At 60.4% G+C, this 18227-nt stretch carries 15 protein-coding genes, 1 tRNA gene and 2 riboswitches; of the genes, 7 read left to right on the forward strand and 9 right to left on the reverse strand.

The annotated features are described in order from the left end of the window. Positions 1-2 precede the first annotated feature (2 nt). The 3 genes from DFR48_RS08545 to DFR48_RS08555 form a co-directional block, all read right to left on the reverse strand. Complete coding sequence (locus DFR48_RS08545; protein WP_114362753.1) at positions 3-680, reverse strand: LON peptidase substrate-binding domain-containing protein; 678 nt, start codon at positions 678-680, stop codon at positions 3-5. 91 nt (positions 681-771) lie between these two features. Further along, positions 772-1728 carry a thioredoxin gene (trxA, locus tag DFR48_RS08550; RefSeq protein WP_114362754.1) on the reverse strand — a complete coding sequence of 319 codons (957 nt, stop codon included), beginning with the start codon at positions 1726-1728 and terminating at the stop codon, positions 772-774. 59 nt (positions 1729-1787) lie between these two features. Then, positions 1788-2294 carry a prolyl-tRNA synthetase associated domain-containing protein gene (locus tag DFR48_RS08555; RefSeq protein ID WP_112690640.1) on the reverse strand — a complete coding sequence of 169 codons (507 nt, stop codon included), beginning with the start codon at positions 2292-2294 and terminating at the stop codon, positions 1788-1790. Positions 2295-2554: 260 nt separating this feature from the next. Between DFR48_RS08555 and DFR48_RS08560 the strand changes: the two genes are divergently transcribed. Beyond that, positions 2555-2629, forward strand: a tRNA-Gly gene (locus tag DFR48_RS08560). A 164-nt stretch (positions 2630-2793) separates the two neighbouring features. Here DFR48_RS08560 and DFR48_RS08565 read toward each other — a convergent pair. Further along, positions 2794-3804: an aldose epimerase family protein gene (locus DFR48_RS08565; protein ID WP_114362755.1), complete on the reverse strand. Its 1011-nt coding sequence runs from the start codon at positions 3802-3804 to the stop codon at positions 2794-2796. Positions 3805-3907: 103 nt separating this feature from the next. Next, complete coding sequence (gene metA / locus DFR48_RS08570; RefSeq protein WP_114362756.1) at positions 3908-4837, reverse strand: homoserine O-acetyltransferase MetA; 930 nt, start codon at positions 4835-4837, stop codon at positions 3908-3910. A gap of 94 nt (positions 4838-4931) precedes the next feature. Further along, positions 4932-5009: riboswitch (SAM riboswitch) on the reverse strand. Positions 5010-5161: 152 nt separating this feature from the next. Here metA and DFR48_RS08575 point away from each other — a divergent pair. Together DFR48_RS08575 and DFR48_RS08580 are read left to right on the forward strand one after the other, a co-directional pair. Beyond that, entirely contained in the window at positions 5162-5812 is a 651-nt protein-coding gene (locus tag DFR48_RS08575) for a thiamine diphosphokinase (protein WP_114362991.1), read from the forward strand. 4 nt (positions 5813-5816) lie between these two features. Continuing rightward, positions 5817-7649 carry an ABC-F family ATP-binding cassette domain-containing protein gene (locus tag DFR48_RS08580; protein ID WP_114362757.1) on the forward strand — a complete coding sequence of 611 codons (1833 nt, stop codon included), beginning with the start codon at positions 5817-5819 and terminating at the stop codon, positions 7647-7649. Between the two features lie 3 nt (positions 7650-7652). Here DFR48_RS08580 and DFR48_RS08585 read toward each other — a convergent pair whose 3' ends face one another. Further along, positions 7653-9422: an ABC transporter ATP-binding protein/permease gene (locus DFR48_RS08585; protein WP_114362758.1), complete on the reverse strand. Its 1770-nt coding sequence runs from the start codon at positions 9420-9422 to the stop codon at positions 7653-7655. 188 nt (positions 9423-9610) lie between these two features. Continuing rightward, positions 9611-9724, forward strand: a riboswitch (TPP riboswitch). Between the two features lie 99 nt (positions 9725-9823). On the opposite strand from DFR48_RS08585, the gene thiB reads away from it, so the two are divergent. The 4 genes from thiB to DFR48_RS08605 all read left to right on the forward strand — a co-directional run bounded on the left by thiB (position 9824) and on the right by DFR48_RS08605 (position 14936). Beyond that, the gene (gene thiB / locus DFR48_RS08590) at positions 9824-10792 is read left to right on the forward strand and encodes a thiamine ABC transporter substrate binding subunit (protein WP_245415571.1); all 969 of its coding nucleotides are present in this window, start codon (positions 9824-9826) and stop codon (positions 10790-10792) included. A 4-nt stretch (positions 10793-10796) separates the two neighbouring features. Then, positions 10797-12440 carry a thiamine/thiamine pyrophosphate ABC transporter permease ThiP gene (gene thiP, locus DFR48_RS08595; protein WP_114362760.1) on the forward strand — a complete coding sequence of 548 codons (1644 nt, stop codon included), beginning with the start codon at positions 10797-10799 and terminating at the stop codon, positions 12438-12440. Beyond that, entirely contained in the window at positions 12424-13140 is a 717-nt protein-coding gene (locus tag DFR48_RS08600) for a thiamine ABC transporter ATP-binding protein (RefSeq protein ID WP_114362761.1), read from the forward strand. The genes thiP and DFR48_RS08600 overlap by 17 nt, the downstream gene beginning before the upstream one ends. Positions 13141-13433: 293 nt before the next feature. Further along, positions 13434-14936 carry a M48 family metalloprotease gene (locus tag DFR48_RS08605; protein ID WP_114362762.1) on the forward strand — a complete coding sequence of 501 codons (1503 nt, stop codon included), beginning with the start codon at positions 13434-13436 and terminating at the stop codon, positions 14934-14936. Positions 14937-14960: 24 nt separating this feature from the next. Here the strand turns inward: DFR48_RS08605 and DFR48_RS08610 are convergent, their stop codons facing one another. From DFR48_RS08610 to leuB, 3 genes are all read right to left on the reverse strand, one after another. Then, complete coding sequence (locus DFR48_RS08610; RefSeq protein WP_114362763.1) at positions 14961-15836, reverse strand: RNA polymerase factor sigma-32; 876 nt, start codon at positions 15834-15836, stop codon at positions 14961-14963. 238 nt (positions 15837-16074) lie between these two features. Further along, on the reverse strand, positions 16075-16890 hold the full coding sequence (gene lpxE / locus DFR48_RS08615) for a lipid A 1-phosphatase LpxE (protein ID WP_245415556.1): 816 nt from the start codon (positions 16888-16890) through the stop codon (positions 16075-16077). A 120-nt stretch (positions 16891-17010) separates the two neighbouring features. Beyond that, the gene (leuB, locus tag DFR48_RS08620) at positions 17011-18123 is read right to left on the reverse strand and encodes a 3-isopropylmalate dehydrogenase (protein WP_114362764.1); all 1113 of its coding nucleotides are present in this window, start codon (positions 18121-18123) and stop codon (positions 17011-17013) included. Positions 18124-18227 lie beyond the last annotated feature (104 nt).

The following is an 18227-nucleotide window of genomic DNA, read 5'->3' on the forward strand; positions in this document are numbered from 1 at the left end:
CCCTACTGGAGAATCGTGTCGGGGTCGCCAAACTCGCGCGCAAGAGCGATCTCGGTGATCGCAATCAGCGTTTCGGCACGGCTGCGCATGTCCGGAGCCTCGAGGAGCGCTTGCTTTTCTGCCGGGCCGAAGGGCGACATCATCGACAGGGAGGTCACGAGCGTCGTGTTGCTTGCACGCTCGACGCTTTCCCAGTCGGCTTCCAGTTTGTTCGCCTCGAGGTAGGCGCGAAAGGCGGCGAGAAGTGCGTTGCGATCGATCGTCGCCTCTTCGTCCGCATCGGAAAGGTCGGCAAAAAAGGGCGCAATCCGAAAGCTGCGGTAGGGGCGATGACTTGCGATCTCCTCCATCAGCCGGAAGCGACATACGCCGCCGAGCGACGTGATGTAGCGTCCATCGCCCGTCTCCCCGAAGGAAGTAATTCGGCCAATACAACCGACCTTACAGAGCGCCGGTCCCGACACGGGTTCGCTCGCGAACGTTCCCTGGAATGCTGGTTGGACGACGCCGATCAAGCGGTTACCCGCCAGCGCCTCGTCGAACATCTCAAGGTAGCGCGGCTCGAAGATGTTGAGCGGCAATTGTCCGCCGGGCAGCAACAAAACGCCGCTCAAGGGGAAGACTGGCAGGACTGCCGGCAAGTCCTTTTCCGTCAGATATCTCGCATTGCCAACTTTCATCAATGCACTCCCGGTACGGGCCGAAAAGCCGCCCATACCTTTCAATATGTGGTTCGTGCCGAAGCGAACTCAAGAAGCGCTTGATCGATCGTCAGGAAAAGAGGATCGACGAAAGCTTCCTTCGGGCCATGGCTGTCACCGGGTCCTTTGCACCCCATACATCAAAGAACTGCAAGAGCTGGCGACGGGCGCCATCATCATCGAAAGCCCGGTCGCGACGCATGATCATCAACAGGTGCTCCGCCGCTTCCTCGCGCCGCCCCTGCACGTTCAGGATCTTGGCAAGCTTCATGCGGGCTTCGTGATTGTCCGGGTCGAGAGACAGTTCGTGCTCGAGCGCTTGCGGATCTCCGAGCTTGCGAGCCTCGCTGATCTGCTCCAGCTTCCTGGTCACAGCCTGCAGTTCCGGCGCCTTGGCAAGGGGCTCGGGAAGATTGGCAACGAGCTGCGACGCGCGCTCGTGCTGACCGGTGCCAAGCATGCATTCCGCGATGCCCGCTATCGCACGCACGTTTTCGGGATCGGCTTGCATCACGGCTCCGAAAAGCTGTGCGGCTCCTTCGAAGTTTCCTGCGGCGACGAGACCGTCGGCCTCGTCGAGCGCCGCCGTCAGCTCGGCTTCGCCGGTGTTGCCTTCAGGGCCGGCCAGCTTGTCGATGAACTGCCGGACCTGGCTCTCGGGAATGGCGCCCATGAACCCGTCGACCGGTTGACCGTTGACGAAGGCGACGACGGCCGGGATCGACTGAATGCCGAGCTGCCCGGGAATGGCCGGATGGTCGTCGATGTTGAGCTTTACCAGTTTGACGCGGCCGTTCGATTCGTTGACTACCTTCTCGATTACCGGCGCCAGTTGACGGCAGGGCCCGCACCACGGTGCCCAGAAGTCGACCAGCACAGGCTGCTTGCGGGATTCGTCAAGAACGTCCTTCGCAAAGCCCGCGGTCGTCGTGTCCCTGATGTGGCTTCGCGGCGGGGTATCTCCCAAATGAGCATGGCCCGTCATCTGGCCACCAAAACCGCTATAGGGATTGCTGTTGTCGCTCATCAGAATACTCCGCCGTTGATGGCCGCCTGGGGCCTTCGGTGTGTCGCTAAGATCGTATGTCAGGCCGTTACTTTCAAGACAAGCGGTGTATGTCCGGTTGCTTCAAGAAAGCGCAGCAAGTCGTCACGAGCCACCGATGTCGTAGCGTCGTTCGACAGGGGGTGACCGTTGACGATGTCTTCTTTCATGAGATCGGAATCGAGCACAAACGTGACGTTGTGGCCGGTATCGTTGATCGCCCCGAAGACGGTTACCGCACCCGGGATGACGCCGAGGTATTCCATGAGCTTTTCCGGTCTGCCGAACGAGACGCGACCTGAGGCGCCGAGGATCGTGTGTACCGTCTTCAGGTCCACGACGGCGTTCTCCTCGACGGTCAGAAGAAAATACCGATCCTTCTTGTCCTTGACGAAGAGGTTCTTGGTGTGGCCGCCGGGAATCTCATCGCGAAGCGCGACCGATTCCGCGACCGTGAACACGGGCGGATGATATTTGGTCTTATGGCCGATCTTCAGCTCATCGAGCAGCTGGAAGAGGTCACTGGCGGCTTTTGGGGTATTCGTCATGACTGTCTCTCGGGAAAAGCGTTCGGGGGGCCGGGTTGTCCGGCAGAATGATTGATTGATACGGTCGGCGACTTGCGTTGGCAATCACAGACGTTATCGCTCAGGCGGGCGTTTTCCCTTGTTTCCCAACAAGTTGAAAAAATTCTGGACGATTTCGTCATTTCCCTGTTGCATTTGAAAAACGGTTAGGCCATATAGCGCCCGTCGCCGCAACACGGATGACCCACGATCCATCGACTACCCCCGGATCGCGGATATGAGCGGGTGTAGCTCAGGGGTAGAGCACAACCTTGCCAAGGTTGGGGTCGGGCGTTCGAATCGCCTCACCCGCTCCAATTCTCCGAAATAAATGAGATCAGGCCAGGCCATCGGAGATGGAATAGCCGCTTTGCGGCTGGTCGTCGCCCGCCGTTTACGGGCTCCGGCATTTCCCTCAGGAGAATTGCCGGAGGGCGCACTTGGCGCGTACACCTGTCGGTGCACTCGGTCTTCTCTGGCTTCATGCCTTTGAGAAAACGTAATCCGTCTCTTGTCGCAGGAGTTCGCCCGGACGCAGAACGGCGCTCGGAAAATTCGGGTGGTTGATTGCGTCCGGCCACGTCTGGGTTTCCAGGCAGAATCCGGCGAACGGACCATACCGGCGACCCTCGAGCCCTGCGACGGGAACATTGAGCTTTGCGCTGGCATAGAATTGAACGCCCGGCTCCGTCGTCCGTACTTCCATGGCAACACCAGAGGTAATGCTGCGAGCAATCGCTACTGTGCGCTTTTCGACACGTGAGGGCGAAAGGCAGAAGTTGCGATCGTAGAGAACACGCTGTCCATCCAGCTGGCGGTCCATCGGTGACATTGTCCGGAAGTCGAACGGCGTGCCGTCGACCGGACGAATTTCTCCGGTCGGGATCAGTCGGTCATCGACCGGCAGATAGGCGTCGGCGGCGAGCATCAGGTCGTGGCCGAGGGCATCTTCTCGACCATCGAGGTTGAAATACGAATGCTGGCAGACGTTTGCGAGCGTCGGACGGTCGGTGGTCGATGTGTAGACAACGGACAGAACGCCGTGCTCTCGAAGGGCATAGGTCGCCGTGATCGAGCAGTTTCCGGGATAGCCGGCACGGCCGTCCGGATCCACGATTGCCAGTTCGACACGATCGGGCGCCAGGCTGACGATGTCCCAGTTGCGTTTGGCGATACCGTCGCTGCCGCCGTGAAGGTGCCCGGTGCCGTTTTCGTTGCGTTCAAGCTGGTATTCTTTGCCGTCCAGTGTGAGGCATCCGTTGGCGATACGATTGGCGCATCGCCCGGGCGTGGCGCCGAAATAGGGGGAATGGCGCGGGTAGTCGTCGAAGGTTTCGAAGCCGAGGACGAGCGGATGGCTATGTCCTTCAAGGCGCAGATCCTGGATCACCGCTCCCCAGGTCATCACCTTCATCGTCAGCCCGCCGCCCTCGAGAGTCACCCTGTAGACCGGGTCACCCGCCGCCGTCTGCCCGAAGAGTTCGCGTTCCATGGTTCCTCCGCTCGAATTGCCGTTCATTTCCGCAACAGCTCACGCTGAGTGGTCTTCAGCCCGCCGCTGTTTCCCAGGAAAGGGGCTTGGGCCACAGCCCTGATCAGGCCGATCGGTCGAGGCCGATGGCATTCAGTTCGTAGGGCGTCGTCTGGTAGATCTCGTTGATCCAGTTCCCAAAGAAGAGATGCGCATGGCTGCGCCAGCGGTTCAACGGTTTCTTCGCCGGATCGTCGTCGGGAAAGTAGTTGTGCGGCACCTTGATCGCCACGCCAGCTGCCACGTCGCGATTGTATTCGTCGGCCAAAGACGTTGAGTCATATTCCACATGGTTGAACATGTAGAGGCGGTTTGCCGTCTTCTCGTGCACTAGGCAGACACCCATCTCGTCCGACTCCATCAGGATCTCGAGCCCTGGCACCTTCTCTATGTCGGCCCGGCGCACTTCAGTCCAGCGCGAGACCGGAATCTGGAAGTCGTCGGAAAAGCCGTTCAGGTACACGGAGGACGGATTCAGAATATGGTGGCGGTAGATCCCGAAAGCCTTCTCGCTCAGGAGGTACTTCGGCACGCCGTGGAAGTGGTAGATGGCCGCCATCGCGCCCCAGCAGACATTCAGCGTCGAATGGACGTTGGTCGTCGTCCAGTCGAGAATCTGCCGCAACTCGTCCCAGTAGGTGACCTCCTCGAAAGGCAGAGTTTCAATCGGCGCACCGGTGATGATGAAACCGTCGAACTTGCGGTCGCGGACCTCCTCCCATGTCTGGTAGAAGGCAAGCAGATGCTCCTCCGGCGTATTCTTCGCCTTGTGCCCGCCGATACGGACGAGGGACAGCTCCACCTGAAGCGGCGAGGCGCCGACCAACCGCGCCATCTGCACCTCGGTCTTGATCTTGTTCGGCATGAGGTTCAGAAGGCCGATCTGCAGGGGGCGAATGTCCTGGCGGATCGCAACCGTTTCGGTCATCACGCGCACGCCCTCGTGCACGAGAGTCTCGAAGGCAGGCAACGTATCGGGAATCTTGATCGGCATGTTCGAACTCGACCTTCCTTGCGGTGCAGTTGCAGCCACACATACAAAAACTGCCGGCGATCTTGCAGATCGCCATTGGTCCTCGGAAAGTCCTTCGGAGCTCGCCTCGGCCCTTTAGCGATTTGTTTAACGTGGCTGCAAGCCGGCCGGCCAAATCACCACGAGTGTGGCTAGATACGCTCAGGTACCCTGCCAGTCAACGGAAATCCAGCATTACTCTGGCCTGAACACGGCTTTGCAGCTTCCCTCCCGTACCATGAAGGCAAGTCGGTGTGGCCACCGATATTCTTTCCTTTTCCTGACGAGATGCGCTATGGCGGGCGCATGACGAAGACTACCTTTACCATCCTCCTCGGGGGGCACCTGGTCCTGACCGAGCGGTTGAAGTCGGCCGTCTCGGGTGGGCGTTTCATCGCCGCCGACGGCGGAATGCGTCACGCGTCCATGCTCGGTATCGTGCCGGAGCTATGGGTTGGTGACTTCGATTCTTCGCCGGAAGCTCTGGGAGAAGCCTGGCCGAATGTCGACCGGCTCCCATATCCGGCTCAGAAGGCGGAAACTGACGGTGCGATCGCGATAGGCGAAGCGATCCGACGCGGCGCCGACCGGCTGATCCTCGCCGGTGCGCTCGGGGGGGAGCGCTCGGATCATGCACTCATGCATCTCCTGCAGGGACTGCAACTCACCAAGGAAGGATACGAAACGCTCCTGACCTCAGGCGAGGAAGAGGCCTATCCACTGCTTCCCGGAAGGGCGACGGTGGATCTGCCGCGAGGTTCGCTGTTTTCGGTCGTCGGGCTGTCACCCCTTTCAGGCCTGTCGATCCACAACGCGCGCTATCCGCTTGAAGACTTCTCCCTGCCGCTCGGGTCGACGCGTACCATCTCGAACGTCGCCGAGGGTGCGATTATCTTGTCGCTCGACAGCGGGGAAGCAATGCTTCTTGCCCGCCCCTTTGACCTGACTGGAGCATGAACCATTGGCGCCTCCTATCCTCAAACTCGACAACATCTTCCTGTCCTTCGGCGGCACGCCGTTGCTTTCCGGCGCGAACCTTCAGGTAGAGCCGAGCGATCGCATCTGCCTCGTCGGCCGCAATGGATCGGGTAAATCGACTTTGATGAAGATCGCCGCCGGACTTGTTGAGCCGCAGTCCGGTGAGTTGTTCCGACATCCGGGCGCGACTGTCCGTTATCTCGAACAGGCGCCCGATTTCGACGGATACGAGACCGTCCAGTCCTATGCGGAAGCCGGACTGGGGCCGGGAGATGACCCCTACCGCGTCGCCTATCTTCTGGAGCACCTCGGTCTGACCGGGCAGGAGGATCCCAGGAGCCTTTCGGGCGGCGAAGCACGCAGGGCAGCGCTGGCACGTGTTCTTGCACCTGAACCGGATATTCTGCTGCTCGACGAGCCGACAAACCATCTCGACCTGCCGACCATCGAGTGGCTCGAAGGTGAGCTTCAGAAGAGCCGCAGCGCGCTCGTTCTGATCTCTCACGACCGCCGCTTTCTCGAGAAGGTTTCGACCGCGACGGTCTGGCTCGACCGCGGCATTGCGCGTCGTCTCAACCGGGGCTTCGGTCATTTCGAGGAGTGGCGTGACAAGGTCCTCGAGGAGGAAGAGATCGAACAGCACAAGCTCGGCAAGGCGATCGAGAGAGAAGAGCACTGGCTCCGTTACGGCGTTACGGCGCGGCGTAAGCGCAATATGCGTCGTCTCGGGCAGTTGCAGGCAATGCGCGCCGACTATCGCGGCCACAGAGGACCGCAGGGGACCGTGCAGGCGAGCCTCGCCGATGCGCGCGAATCCGGGAAGCTGGTCATCGAGGCGGAACGGATCACGAAAGCGTATGGTGGACGCACGATCGTCGCCCCGTTTTCGATCCGCGTTCACCGTGGCGATTGTATCGGCCTCGTCGGGCCGAACGGCGCAGGCAAGACGACACTGCTCAAGATGCTGACGGGGCAGCTGGAACCGGACGGCGGAACCGTCAAGCTCGGAACCAACCTCGAGATTGCTGTGCTCGACCAGAAACGCGAGGACCTCGATCCCGACGACACGCTGGCCCACTATCTCACCGACGGTCGGGGCGAGAATCTTCTCGTCAACGGCGAGCAGCGGCACGTCACCGGTTACATGAAGGATTTTCTGTTTCAGCCCGAGCAGGCGCGCACCCCGATCCGCAATCTGTCTGGCGGCGAGCGGGCACGGTTGATGCTGGCGCGCATCATGGCAAAGCCGTCAAACCTGCTGATCCTCGACGAGCCGACGAACGATCTCGACATCGAAACGCTTGATCTGTTGCAAGAGATCGTCGCCGGTTATCCCGGTACGGTTATCCTCGTCAGCCACGACCGTGACTTCCTGGACCGCACGGTTACCTCGACGATTGCTCCGGCCGACCCAGAGCTGCCGGACGGTCGCTGGATCGAGTATGCCGGCGGCTATTCCGATATGCTGGCGCAAAGAAAAGGCGCCGAGGACGAACGTCGTCGCGCTGCAAGGACAGACAAAGGGAAAGTTCAGGAAGGCGGTGAAAAGTCGCCGGAGGGGCCAGCATCGAAGGGCAAGGCCAAGCTCTCTTACAAGCAGAAGTTCGCGCTGGAGAACCTGCCGAAGGAGATTGCGAAAGCCGAGGGAGAAATCGCCGCCCGGGAAGCGAAAATGGCAGATCCAGGCTTGTTCTCGCGGGACCCGGCAGCGTTCAACATGCTGGCGAAGGAGCTGGAGAAGCTGCGAGCCGACCTCGCGCGAATGGAAGAAGAGTGGCTCGAACTGGAGATACTGCGCGAAGAACTCGAAGGCTGAAGGTCACCGGCCAGTTTGCGGGAGCGCCTCCAGGTGCAGCAGTCTCGGAGACATTGCGTCGTAGAAGGCGCCGGATCGCCCGATATAGATGAGGGTGGCGTTCTGGAACTCGCGCATTACCGACGATAGCCGTTCGACCGTTTCCGGTTCCAAACCTTCGAGAACATCGTTGAAGACGATCCATTGCGGGCATCGCAGCAGCAGACTGGCGAATGCGAGCGATATCTGCTCGTCCTTTTCGAGCCTGCGATCCCATCGGGCATGTTCGTCAAGGGATTGCGTGAGATCGCCAAGCCCGACCCGGGTTAGTGCTGCTGCGATCTCCTCGTCGGAGAAGGAGGGCGCCGACACCGGGAAGAGCAAGGCATCGCGCAGTGATCCTTCCGGAAGATAGTCCAGCTGTGGGACGAAGAGGATCTCCTGCGCAGGCAGCTCGATCGCCCCGCTACCCCAAGGCCAAAGCCCGGCAAGCGCATCGAAGAGCAGCTTCCGGTTAATGCCCTGGTCGCCGTTGATCATCACCCTTTCGCCGACTCCGATGACTGGATCCGGTTCGCGCAAACGAAAGGCGTGATCGCAGCTGTTGCCATTCGGTTTCGCGCAGATCGTCACGTTCTTGAACGCGAGCTGTTCCGTCGCGCCACGCTCAAGCAGGACCTCGCTGCCTTCGGGATGGTAGTCATCCATGTCAACGAGCGCAGCCCTGAAGCTCATGACGCGCAGGAGCGTCGCCTTCCAGTCCGCAATGGAGTCGAAATTGTTGACGTACCAGCGCAGGGCCGAGTGGACCTGATTGAAGGCGGCCGCCGACATCATCAATTCTCCGAAGCTCATGGTTCCGGCAAAATAGGCCGGAGACGCGATCAACGTCGGGACGACCAGGGCGAGCCAGCCGAAGCCCGCGGTAACCCAGGTGAGGTTGGTGAGAGCTATCGCGAGTTGGCGGATCAGGCCTATGACATCGTCGATCTTGGTGTGGATGCGCTGGCGCTGGGTTTCGTCGCCGCGCGCAAGTGCTATCGCTTCGAGATTCTCGTTGGTGCGCATCAGCGAGAAGCGCAGGTCGGCTTCACGGGCGTACCGTTCGGCATTGATGCGTGTCAGCCGAAAACCGACAAGGTTGCTGGCCAGCGACGCAATGCTGGCATAGACGATCGCTCCCCAGACCATGTAGCCGGGGATCGAGAAGCTTGTATCGCCGAAATGAAAGACGAAGCCACTCGATAGTTGCCAGAGCACGCCGATGAAACTGATCAGCAAGATCGTCGCCTGGACGAGGCCAATCGTGAGCGAAGTGGTCATCTCGGAAAGCTTGCGCGCATCCTCATGCAACCGCTGATCGGGATTGACGCCGAGAGGACTGGAAAGCGAAAGCCGATACGCTCGCCGGTCTGTCAGCCACTGGTCGACAACGTCGCGCGACAGACCTTCTCGCATGTAGAGCGCAGCCATCTGATTGAGCCAGGTCTGCACGACGTTGAGCAGAAGAAGGAAGCCGGCGATGAATGCAAAATTCTTCAGCTGCACGACGAATTCCGGCAAATCCCGGCGTTCCAGCGAATTGTAGAAAGGCGCGTTCCATCTGTTCAGAAGAATCTGGCCGTAGGCGGTCAGCAGGATGATTGCCAGCAAGGCTGCCGCGACGAGAACGATACGATTGCGAACCGGCGATTCCCAGAACGACGCTACGGCAATCGTAATCTGTCGTTTGAAGCCGATCTCGTAACTCGCCGCCGCGGTTCCAGACTGTTCTAGTGGCTCTGCATTGGTCATGGGTCAGGCTCTTCCGCGCACCAGGTGGCCGGATAATAGGGCCAAGCAACTTGCCGATCGGTTGATAAGCCGATTGCTGTGGCATGAAAAAGGCGGAAAGGGCAAGCGTCACCGTCCCGTTGAAGCCAGGCGTTCTGGTCGCAAGCCGTCCCATGCTTGCGTGGCGCAAAACGTCGCGCTATTTCTGCCTTGCTCTAACGGGGTGCCAAGGGGTCGTCAGGAACCGGAGGCTGAGAGGTGAACACCAACCCGCGGAACCTGATCCGGCTAGGACCGGCGGAGGGATTAGACGCGTAACAGACGCCCTTTTCCCGGAAGACCAATTCAAAGGAGGGGCGCTTATGCGAGCCACGATATCTGTTTTTCCCGGCCGAGCTCTGGCTGCGGCGGCCGCAATCGTCATGCTGTCGACTGTTCCCGTGTCGGCTGCGGACAAGACGTTGACGATCTACACCTACGAGAGCTTCATCTCCGAGTGGGGGCCGGGGCCAAAGGTCAAGGAGGCTTTTGAAAAGACCTGCGAGTGCAAGGTGGACTTTGTTGGGGTCGCCGATGGTGTGGCTCTGCTCACGCGCCTGAAGCTCGAAGGAGATACGAGCAAGGCCGACATCATCCTGGGGCTCGATACCAATCTCGTTGCCGAGGCAAAGCAGACCGGGTTTTTCGACGTCCACGGCGTCGACACGTCAGCAGTCAAGGTTCCCGGCGGCTTCTCCGACGATACCTTCATCCCGTACGATTATGGTCATTTTGCCGTCGTGTACGACACGCAGGCGCTGAAGACCCCGCCAAAGAGCATGAAGGAACTCGTGGAAGGGGATCCTTCGCAGAAGATCGTGATCGAGGATCCCCGCACGTCGACGCCGGGGCTCGGTTTTCTGCTCTGGGTGAAGTCTGTCTACGGTGATGACGCGCCGGCCGCCTGGCAGAAATTGAAGCGGCGCGTCTTGACCGTGACACCCGGCTGGTCGGAGGCCTATGGACTTTTCACCAAGGGCGAGGTGCCGATGGTGCTGTCCTACACGACATCACCCGCCTACCACATGATCGCCGAGGAAACCGACCGCTACCAGGCTGCCGCCTTCTCCGAAGGCCACTATATCCAGATTGAAGTCGCCGGCATGCTCAAGAATGCGCCCCAAAAGGACCTCGCGAGAGACTTCCTGAAGTTCGTGCTGACACCCGGTTTTCAGGACACCATCCCGACCAACAACTGGATGATGCCCGCCGCGCCGACCTCGGAACCGCTGCCGGAGGCATTCGGAAAGCTCGTCAATCCCTCCAGGACATTCCTGATGTCGCCGGAGGAGGTCGCGGCCAACCGGAAGGCCTGGATCGACGAATGGCTCACGGCAATGACGCTCGAGTAGCGAGATGTTGATACGACGACAAAGTCTGACGGGTTTTCTTGGCGGGGCATTCAGCCTTGCAGCCATAGGGGCGTTTGTCGGCGTCGCGATCCTGTCGCTGCTCCGCTACGGCGGGAGCGGCGGCTTGGCGGTGCTTTTCTCAGATCGGCTACTCCTGTCCGTGCTGCGCTTTACCTTGTTGCAGGCAGCGCTCTCGACGGTACTCTCGGTAATGCTGGCCATTCCGGTTGCAAGATCGCTCGCCCGCCAAACGCGCTTTCCCGGACGGCTGTGGCTTGTCCGGCTTATGGCTGTGCCGATGGGACTTCCGGTGCTGATCGGCGCGCTCGGACTGATCGGCATCTGGGGTCGACAGGGACTGGTCAACGACGGACTGCTCTTCCTTGGCAAGGCGGAGCCGGTCAGCATTTATGGTCTCGGCGGCATCTTGCTCGCGCATGTCTTCTTCAATCTGCCGCTCGCCGCACGCCTGATGCTTGCCGGACTGGAGCGCTTGCCGTCCGAATATTGGTTGATGAGTGCGACGCTTGGCATGAAGCCACGAGCGGTCTTCCGTTTCATCGAATGGCCTGCGCTCCGCCCGCTCATCCCCGGCATCGCCGGCCTCGTTTTCATGCTTTGCGCCACCAGCTTCACGCTTGTCCTCATTCTCGGGGGAGGTCCCGCCGCCACGACCCTCGAAGTGGCGATCTACCAGGCTCTGCGGTTCGATTTCGATCCGGAGCGGGCGGTTTCGTTGGCCTTCCTGCAGATCGCCGTTACGGCCCTGGTTCTGGTGGCGATGGCCCTTTTTCCGGCGCCGGAGGAACACGGGCAGACGCTTGGCCGTCCGCCGCGACGGTTCGACAGCGCGAGCCTTACGGCGCGTCTTTCAGACGGGGCGGTGCTTACCGCCGCTATGTTGTTCCTCGGTCTCCCGCTCGGCTCGGTCGTTCTCTCCGGCCTGAAGGCCGACCTCCTCAGGCTTCTCAGCGAGGAGGCGTTTCTGCGGGCTGCGGTGACAAGCATGGCAATCGCGCTCGGCTCGGCACTGACGGCACTCGCGCTCGCGCTGGCGACAATCCATGCACAGACGGTGATCGGTCTTCTGCGGCGCCCTGCTCCGGTGATGAACGGTGTCTCAGTATTGCTGGCCGGTGTGTCGTCCCTCGTACTACTCGTCCCGACCATTGTACTCGCGACGGGTTGGTTCATGGCGCTAAGATCGATGGGCGACATCGCGAGCTTCGCACCGGCGGTCGTTGTTGGGATCAATGCGTTGATGGCCTTACCCTTCGTCATGCGAGTCGTGAAGCCGGCTCTGGCAAACCATCGCGCGGCAACGGAGCGTCTGGTCCTTAGCCTGGGCATCGGCGGATTCTCGAAGTTGTGGCTCGTCGACTGGCCACCGCTCAAGAAGCCATTACTGACAGCTCTCTCCTTCGCCATGGCGCTTTCGCTCGGCGACCTCGGAGCCGTGGCCTTGTTCGGCTCGGAAAAAGTAACGACCTTGCCGTGGCTGATCTACAGTCGCATGGGGCACTACCGGACCAACGATGCGGACGGGCTCGCTCTGGTTCTCGGCCTGATTTGCCTGCTCTTAACCCTCGCCGGCACCACCGGCAAACCGCCCCGGAAGGATGACGTCGAGAATGCCGGACGAATCTGATGCCGTTGTCCTGGAGGATGTCCGGCTCCAACTCGGGGCACAGAACTTTTGGTTCGATTGCCGAATTCCCAAGGGAGCGATCACCGCAGTCGCTGGACCCTCCGGCTCCGGAAAGTCGACTCTGCTCAACCTCATCGCCGGATTCGAAACATTGGATCAAGGTCGGCTACTGATCGAAGGGAGGGACGTCAGCGGCCTTCCGCCGGCCGATCGTCCGGTTTCCTTGGTGTTTCAGGACAACAATCTCTTTGCCCATCTCGATTTGTTCACGAATGTCGGTCTTGGCATCAACCCGGGTCTTCACCTCGGCGCCGACGAGCGTGCGATGGTCTCGACGGCACTGAAGCGCGTTGGGCTCGCGGGCTTTGAGTGCCGTCTTCCCTCGACGCTCTCCGGTGGGGAGCGTCAGCGCGCTGCGTTTGCGAGAGCGCTTGTGCGGCGCAAACCGCTGCTGTTGTTGGACGAGCCCTTCGCAGCCCTGGATCCGGGATTGCGATCGGCCATGGCAGACCTTCTCGAAGAGCTACATCGCGAAACGCGCAACACGGTGATGGTCATCACCCATGACGCGGATGAGGTGGCACGTCTTGCGGAGCATGTGCTCTTCGTGGATCAGGGAAGAATCTCCTTCTCCGGTCCGGTCGATGTGTTCTTTGATCGTGGCGACATCGAAGGCATCAGGACGTTTCTCGGTGGTTGACTTGAAGTGTTGCATCTCGGTGTCGTCGCCATAATTTGGACGTGCCCCAGTGGCATTCGCAACTCGGATGATGCATTTTCCGCGTACATGCCTCGGTATCGTCTTACCGGAGAAGGCTCCCTTTCCTATATGTTGTGTTGCGGTTACTGGTTGAATGATGTTGTTTCGGGCATATCGAAGACACGAAGAACACGCAGCCGGTAATGTTTATCGAGGGCGGCACGCATTGGTGCTGGCCCTTCGTATTGAAGGAAGGTAGCCTGGGCAGAATGCCAGCTCCGACGGACAGACATATGTTGGCGCCCGGTCCTTTTGCGAGCACGCGGGGATTGCGGCGGTCGTTGCATCTGCTCGCAGCCGTTTCGTTGACCGCGCTCTTGTCGTCGTGCCAATCGCTATTCGAACAGGCTTACGTCGCGGACGTCTCTCCGTCGAGTAACCCGCAGATCGTCGAAGAGGTTCAGAAGGGCGACCCGCGTGCCCAGATGGGCGCGCGCGAACATCCGCGGATCGTCGCGAGCTATGGCGGCGAGTATCATGACGAGAAAACCGAAAAGCTGGTCGCGCGTATTGCGGGCGCGCTTACCGCCGTTTCGGAGAATCCCAACCAGTCCTACCGAATCACGATTCTCAATTCTCCGGCAATCAACGCCTTTGCGTTGCCTGGCGGCTATCTCTATGTGACCCGCGGTCTCCTTGCGCTTGCCAACGACGCATCGGAGGTCGCAGCCGTCTTGTCGCATGAGATGGCTCACGTCACAGCCAATCATGGAATCGAGCGCCAACGACGCGAAGAGGCGGAGGTGATCGCAAGCCGCGTCGTGGCCGAGGTTCTTTCGAGCGATCTCGCCGGCAAGCAGGCATTGGCCCGTGGGAAACTTCGGCTCGCGGCCTTCTCGCGCCAGCAGGAGCTGCAGGCGGACGTGATCGGCGTGCGAACACTGGGGGAGGCGGGGTACGATCCCTACGCGGCGGCTCGCTTTCTCGATTCCATGGCGGCCTACAGCCATTTCACGTCGGTTGACCCTTATTCGGACCAGAGTCTCGACTTCTTGTCGAGCCACCCCAATGCCCCTCAGCGGGTCGAGTTGGCTCGACGCCACGCGCGCGCTTTCGGTCCCGAAGGAACTCACGGCGAGACGGGGCGTGACTATTACCTGCAGGGAATCGACGGCCTGCTTTATGGTGACAGCCCGCAGGAGGGCTATGTCCGTGGACAGACGTTCCTTCACACCGGGCTCGGTATTCGTTTCGATGTTCCGGACGGCTTTCAGATCGACAACAAGGTCGAAGCCGTCTTGGCGACCGGACCGGGCGACGTGGCAATTCGATTCGACGGGATCGCCGACAACGATCACCGCAGCCTTTCCAACTACATTTCTAGCGGATGGGTCACAGGGCTTCTTCCCGAAACCATTCGAGCGACCAACGTCAACGGCCTCGAAGCGGCCACTGCACGGGCCTCGGCGGAACGGTGGGATTTCGATGTCACCGTCATCCGGATCGGTCCGCAGATCTTCCGCTTCCTCACGGCAGTGCCGAAGGGTAGCCCGGCCCTTGAGCCGACGGCGGAAAAGCTTCGGTCGAGTTTTCGCCGGATTACCCGGCAGGAGGCTGCCTCTCTGAAGCCGTTGCGTGTTCGGGTTGTGACGGTCGCGCAAGGCGATACGGTTGGTTCGCTCGCGGCGCGGATGATGGGCACAGAAAGGAAGCTCGAGCTGTTCAAATTGATCAACGCGCTCAATTCTGGTTCGACTGTGACTCCCGGAAGTCGGGTCAAGATCATTTCCGAGTAGCGCTCGCCGATCGGTGAACTTTTGTCAGGTGGCGAGCTCGCGCAGTTCCCCCGATTTGGGGCCGCAGGTGGTTAGCGCCGTCTTCAGCTTTTCCATTGCCCGGGTTTCGATCTGACGTACCCGCTCCTTCGATATGCCGAGTTCGGCGCCCAGTTCCTCAAGTGTGGCACCGTCTTCGGATAGGCGGCGTGCCCGTATGATCCGGGTTTCCCGGTCATTCAGTCGCTCCATCGCGCACTTGAGCCATTTCGACCGGCGCTCTCCATCGATCTTGCCGCTGACCTGCTCGTCGGGCGGGAGCTCGTCGCTTTCCAGCATTTCAAGTTGCTCGACGCCCTGTCCGTGTCTGCCCATAACGGGTGTCTGCAGGGAGGCGTCACTGCCGGCCAGACGGGCGTCCATCGATTGGACATCCGCGATGCTGACGCCGAGAGCAGTGGCGATCTGCTGATGGATGGCCTGGTCGGTCAGGTGATTGTCGGTTTGCGCGAGCTTCGCACGCAGCCTGCGAAGATTAAAGAAGAGCGCTTTCTGGGACGAACTCGTTCCGCCCCTGACGATCGACCAGTTGCGGAGAATGTAGTCTTGCATCGAGGCGCGGATCCACCATCCGGCATAGGTGGAAAAGCGAACCTCCCGCGCCGGGTCGAACCGGGCCGCCGCTTCGAGAAGGCCTATGTATCCTTCCTGGATCAGATCGTTGAGCGGAAGACCGAAGCCACGGAATTTCGTCGCCATGGCGATGACCAGGCGCATATGCGCGTAGGCAATGCGATTGCGGGCCTCCCGGTCCTGGCCATCTTTCCATCTCTTGGCGAGATCAATTTCCTCCTCGCGTTCGAGATAGGGCTGAGCCATCGCAAAGCGGATAATGTGTCTGTCAACGGACATGGCGTTCATTTGCGTCTCCAAAACTGGATGGCCATGCGGGGCACGAGCACTGACGGCCCTTGATGAACGGGTAAGCAGGGCGCTGGTTCCATGGTTCAGGAAAATTTTCTCTCTGTTTCCACGGAGAATCGGACGGAGCTGCGCATCGCGCACCCATTCTACGGGTTCGTCACCAAATCGATGCATGTCGTTGAGTGGAAATGCCTCTTCTCACGCACTTGTGAAAGTATGAGAGGGAGCGGAGTCCTCAGCGTGATCGTCGTGCGCGAAAACCCGGCCAGACGTTGCGAAGCAGAGAGAGACGCGGCACCGGTAGCCCGTTCGGAGCGGTTTTGAAGACGATGCCATAGCGAGAAAAAGCGATCGCGATGAACAGCGAAAACCACGCTCCGAACGCTAATCCAGCGGTTACGTCGCTGGGATAATGTGCTCCTACCATGACTCGCGTCATGCCGAGCCAGACCGCCAGCATGGCAAGAACGACACGATAGCGCGGAAGAAGCAGCGCAAGAGCCATGAACAGCGCGCCTATGGTGGTTGCATGGCCCGAAGGGAAGCTTTCGAAGCGGGCGTTTCCGGCAAAGGGCGAGAAGGCGAATGCACCCCACTCTTCGAACTGGATCGGTCGGGCGCGGCCAATCGCGCGCTTGATCAGATTCGCCGAAAGTCCGGATAGCGCGACGGTTGCGAAGAGATAAAGAGCAATCTGGCTTGTGTAGAGCGCTTGAAAGCGTCGCCTGGCACTTTCGATCTTGCTGGATGCCGTGAACGCGGCGAGGAAGACGAAGGCGGACCCGAAAAGAATCCAGCCGGATTTGCCGATGTCGGTGACGGCGCGACTGACCGACCGAATGGCGCTTGCTGCGTCTCCGGCCGTCGCGGCCGCGGGAACATCGAAGACCAGAAACGCAAGCAGGACGAGATTGGCTGTAACGAACAGGAAAATCCGCCAGTAGGACGAAGAAGCAGGAAGCGTATTCCTCTCGTGACGGGCTTTCAGCCAAGCCGCGATTGCGCCCGCATTGACTTTCTCAATCGTTCTAACTTGGCGGCCGTTTGCCACGCTCCGTCCTCGATCCTTCTGGCTTCTTGCCGTGCGGGGTGGCGTGCAGCCACCCGGCAAAAGTCTACCACGCAACCAGAATGCCCGCGCTCCTTTGCGCGGGCTCGGTTGTTCGGTCCTTTAGGCAGAAAGTGCCTTGAACTCGGCGAGAATGGTATCGCCCATTTCCGAGGTCCCGACCTGCCGGCAACCTTCCGCCATGATGTCGCCCGTCCGGATGCCTTTTTCAAGGACGTTTGCGATCGCCTTTTCAAGCGTGTCGGCTTCCTTGATCATGTTGAACGAGTAGCGAAGGCACATCGCGAAAGATGCAATCATCGCGATCGGGTTCGCAATGCCCTTTCCGGCGATATCGGGCGCGGAGCCGTGAACCGGCTCGTAAAGGGCCTTGCGCTTGCCGGTCTTCGCGTCAGGTGCACCGAGCGATGCCGAGGGAAGCATGCCAAGCGAGCCGGTAAGCATGGCCGCGACGTCGGAGAGCATGTCGCCGAAGAGATTGTCCGTGACAATGACGTCGAACTGTTTCGGGTTGCGCACCAGCTGCATGCCGCCGGCATCGGCCAGCATGTGCTCGAGCCTGACGTCCGGATACTTCGTCTTGTGAACTTCGGTAACGACCTGGTTCCAGAGCACGCCCGACTTCATGACGTTCCGCTTTTCCATGGAGCAGACGGCATTCTTACGGGTGCGGGCAAGCTCGAACGCGACCGATGCGATACGCTCGATCTCGTAGGTGTCGTAGACCTGTGTGTCGATTGCGCGTTTCTGACCGTTGCCGAGGTCGGTGATGGTCTTCGGCTCGCCGAAATACACGCCACCCGTGAGCTCGCGCACGATCAGGATGTCGAGCCCCTCGACCAGCTCCGGCTTCAGCGACGATGCCGAGGCGAGCGCGGGATAACAGATCGCCGGACGAAGATTGGCGAAGAGTTCCAGATCCTTGCGAAGACGAAGAAGGCCGGCCTCCGGGCGGACGTCATAGGGAACGGCGTCCCACTTCGGACCGCCGACGGCGCCGAAGAGTACGGCGTCTGCGGCCATGGCCTTGGCCATGTCGTCTTCGGAGATCGCAACGCCGTGCGCGTCGTAGGCGCAGCCGCCGACGAGGCCCTCGTCGGTCTCGAAGCCGGCTTTCACTTCCGAGTTCATATAGGCGATGATCTTGCGGACCTCGGCCATGGCCTCGGGGCCGATGCCGTCACCGGGGAGGAGGAAAAGCTTGCGCACTGTCATGGGAAACCCCTGCTTCAAATGAGTTGCGGCGTTTTATCGGCGGCAGACCGCCATTTCAAGCGCGGCAAGGCCGCAAGCGGTACGCCTTGGGCCACAAGCGATGA

This window comes from Ciceribacter lividus, assembly GCF_003337715.1.
GTDB classification, from domain to species: Bacteria; Pseudomonadota; Alphaproteobacteria; order Rhizobiales; family Rhizobiaceae; genus Allorhizobium; species Allorhizobium lividum.

Coding starts and splice junctions, on each gene's coding strand:
- thiP (WP_114362760.1), top strand. CDS start 10,797: ATGTTGATACGACGACAAAGTCTGACGGGTTTTCTTGGCGGGGCATTC.
- thiB (WP_245415571.1), top strand. CDS start 9,824: ATGCTGTCGACTGTTCCCGTGTCGGCTGCGGACAAGACGTTGACGATC.
- DFR48_RS08605 (WP_114362762.1), top strand. CDS start 13,434: ATGTTGGCGCCCGGTCCTTTTGCGAGCACGCGGGGATTGCGGCGGTCG.
- metA (WP_114362756.1), bottom strand. CDS start 4,837: ATGCCGATCAAGATTCCCGATACGTTGCCTGCCTTCGAGACTCTCGTG.
- DFR48_RS08600 (WP_114362761.1), top strand. CDS start 12,424: ATGCCGGACGAATCTGATGCCGTTGTCCTGGAGGATGTCCGGCTCCAA.
- DFR48_RS08585 (WP_114362758.1), bottom strand. CDS start 9,422: ATGACCAATGCAGAGCCACTAGAACAGTCTGGAACCGCGGCGGCGAGT.
- trxA (WP_114362754.1), bottom strand. CDS start 1,728: ATGAGCGACAACAGCAATCCCTATAGCGGTTTTGGTGGCCAGATGACG.
- DFR48_RS08565 (WP_114362755.1), bottom strand. CDS start 3,804: ATGGAACGCGAACTCTTCGGGCAGACGGCGGCGGGTGACCCGGTCTAC.
- DFR48_RS08545 (WP_114362753.1), bottom strand. CDS start 680: ATGAAAGTTGGCAATGCGAGATATCTGACGGAAAAGGACTTGCCGGCA.
- DFR48_RS08610 (WP_114362763.1), bottom strand. CDS start 15,836: ATGAACGCCATGTCCGTTGACAGACACATTATCCGCTTTGCGATGGCT.
- DFR48_RS08575 (WP_114362991.1), top strand. CDS start 5,162: ATGACGAAGACTACCTTTACCATCCTCCTCGGGGGGCACCTGGTCCTG.
- DFR48_RS08555 (WP_112690640.1), bottom strand. CDS start 2,294: ATGACGAATACCCCAAAAGCCGCCAGTGACCTCTTCCAGCTGCTCGAT.
- leuB (WP_114362764.1), bottom strand. CDS start 18,123: ATGACAGTGCGCAAGCTTTTCCTCCTCCCCGGTGACGGCATCGGCCCC.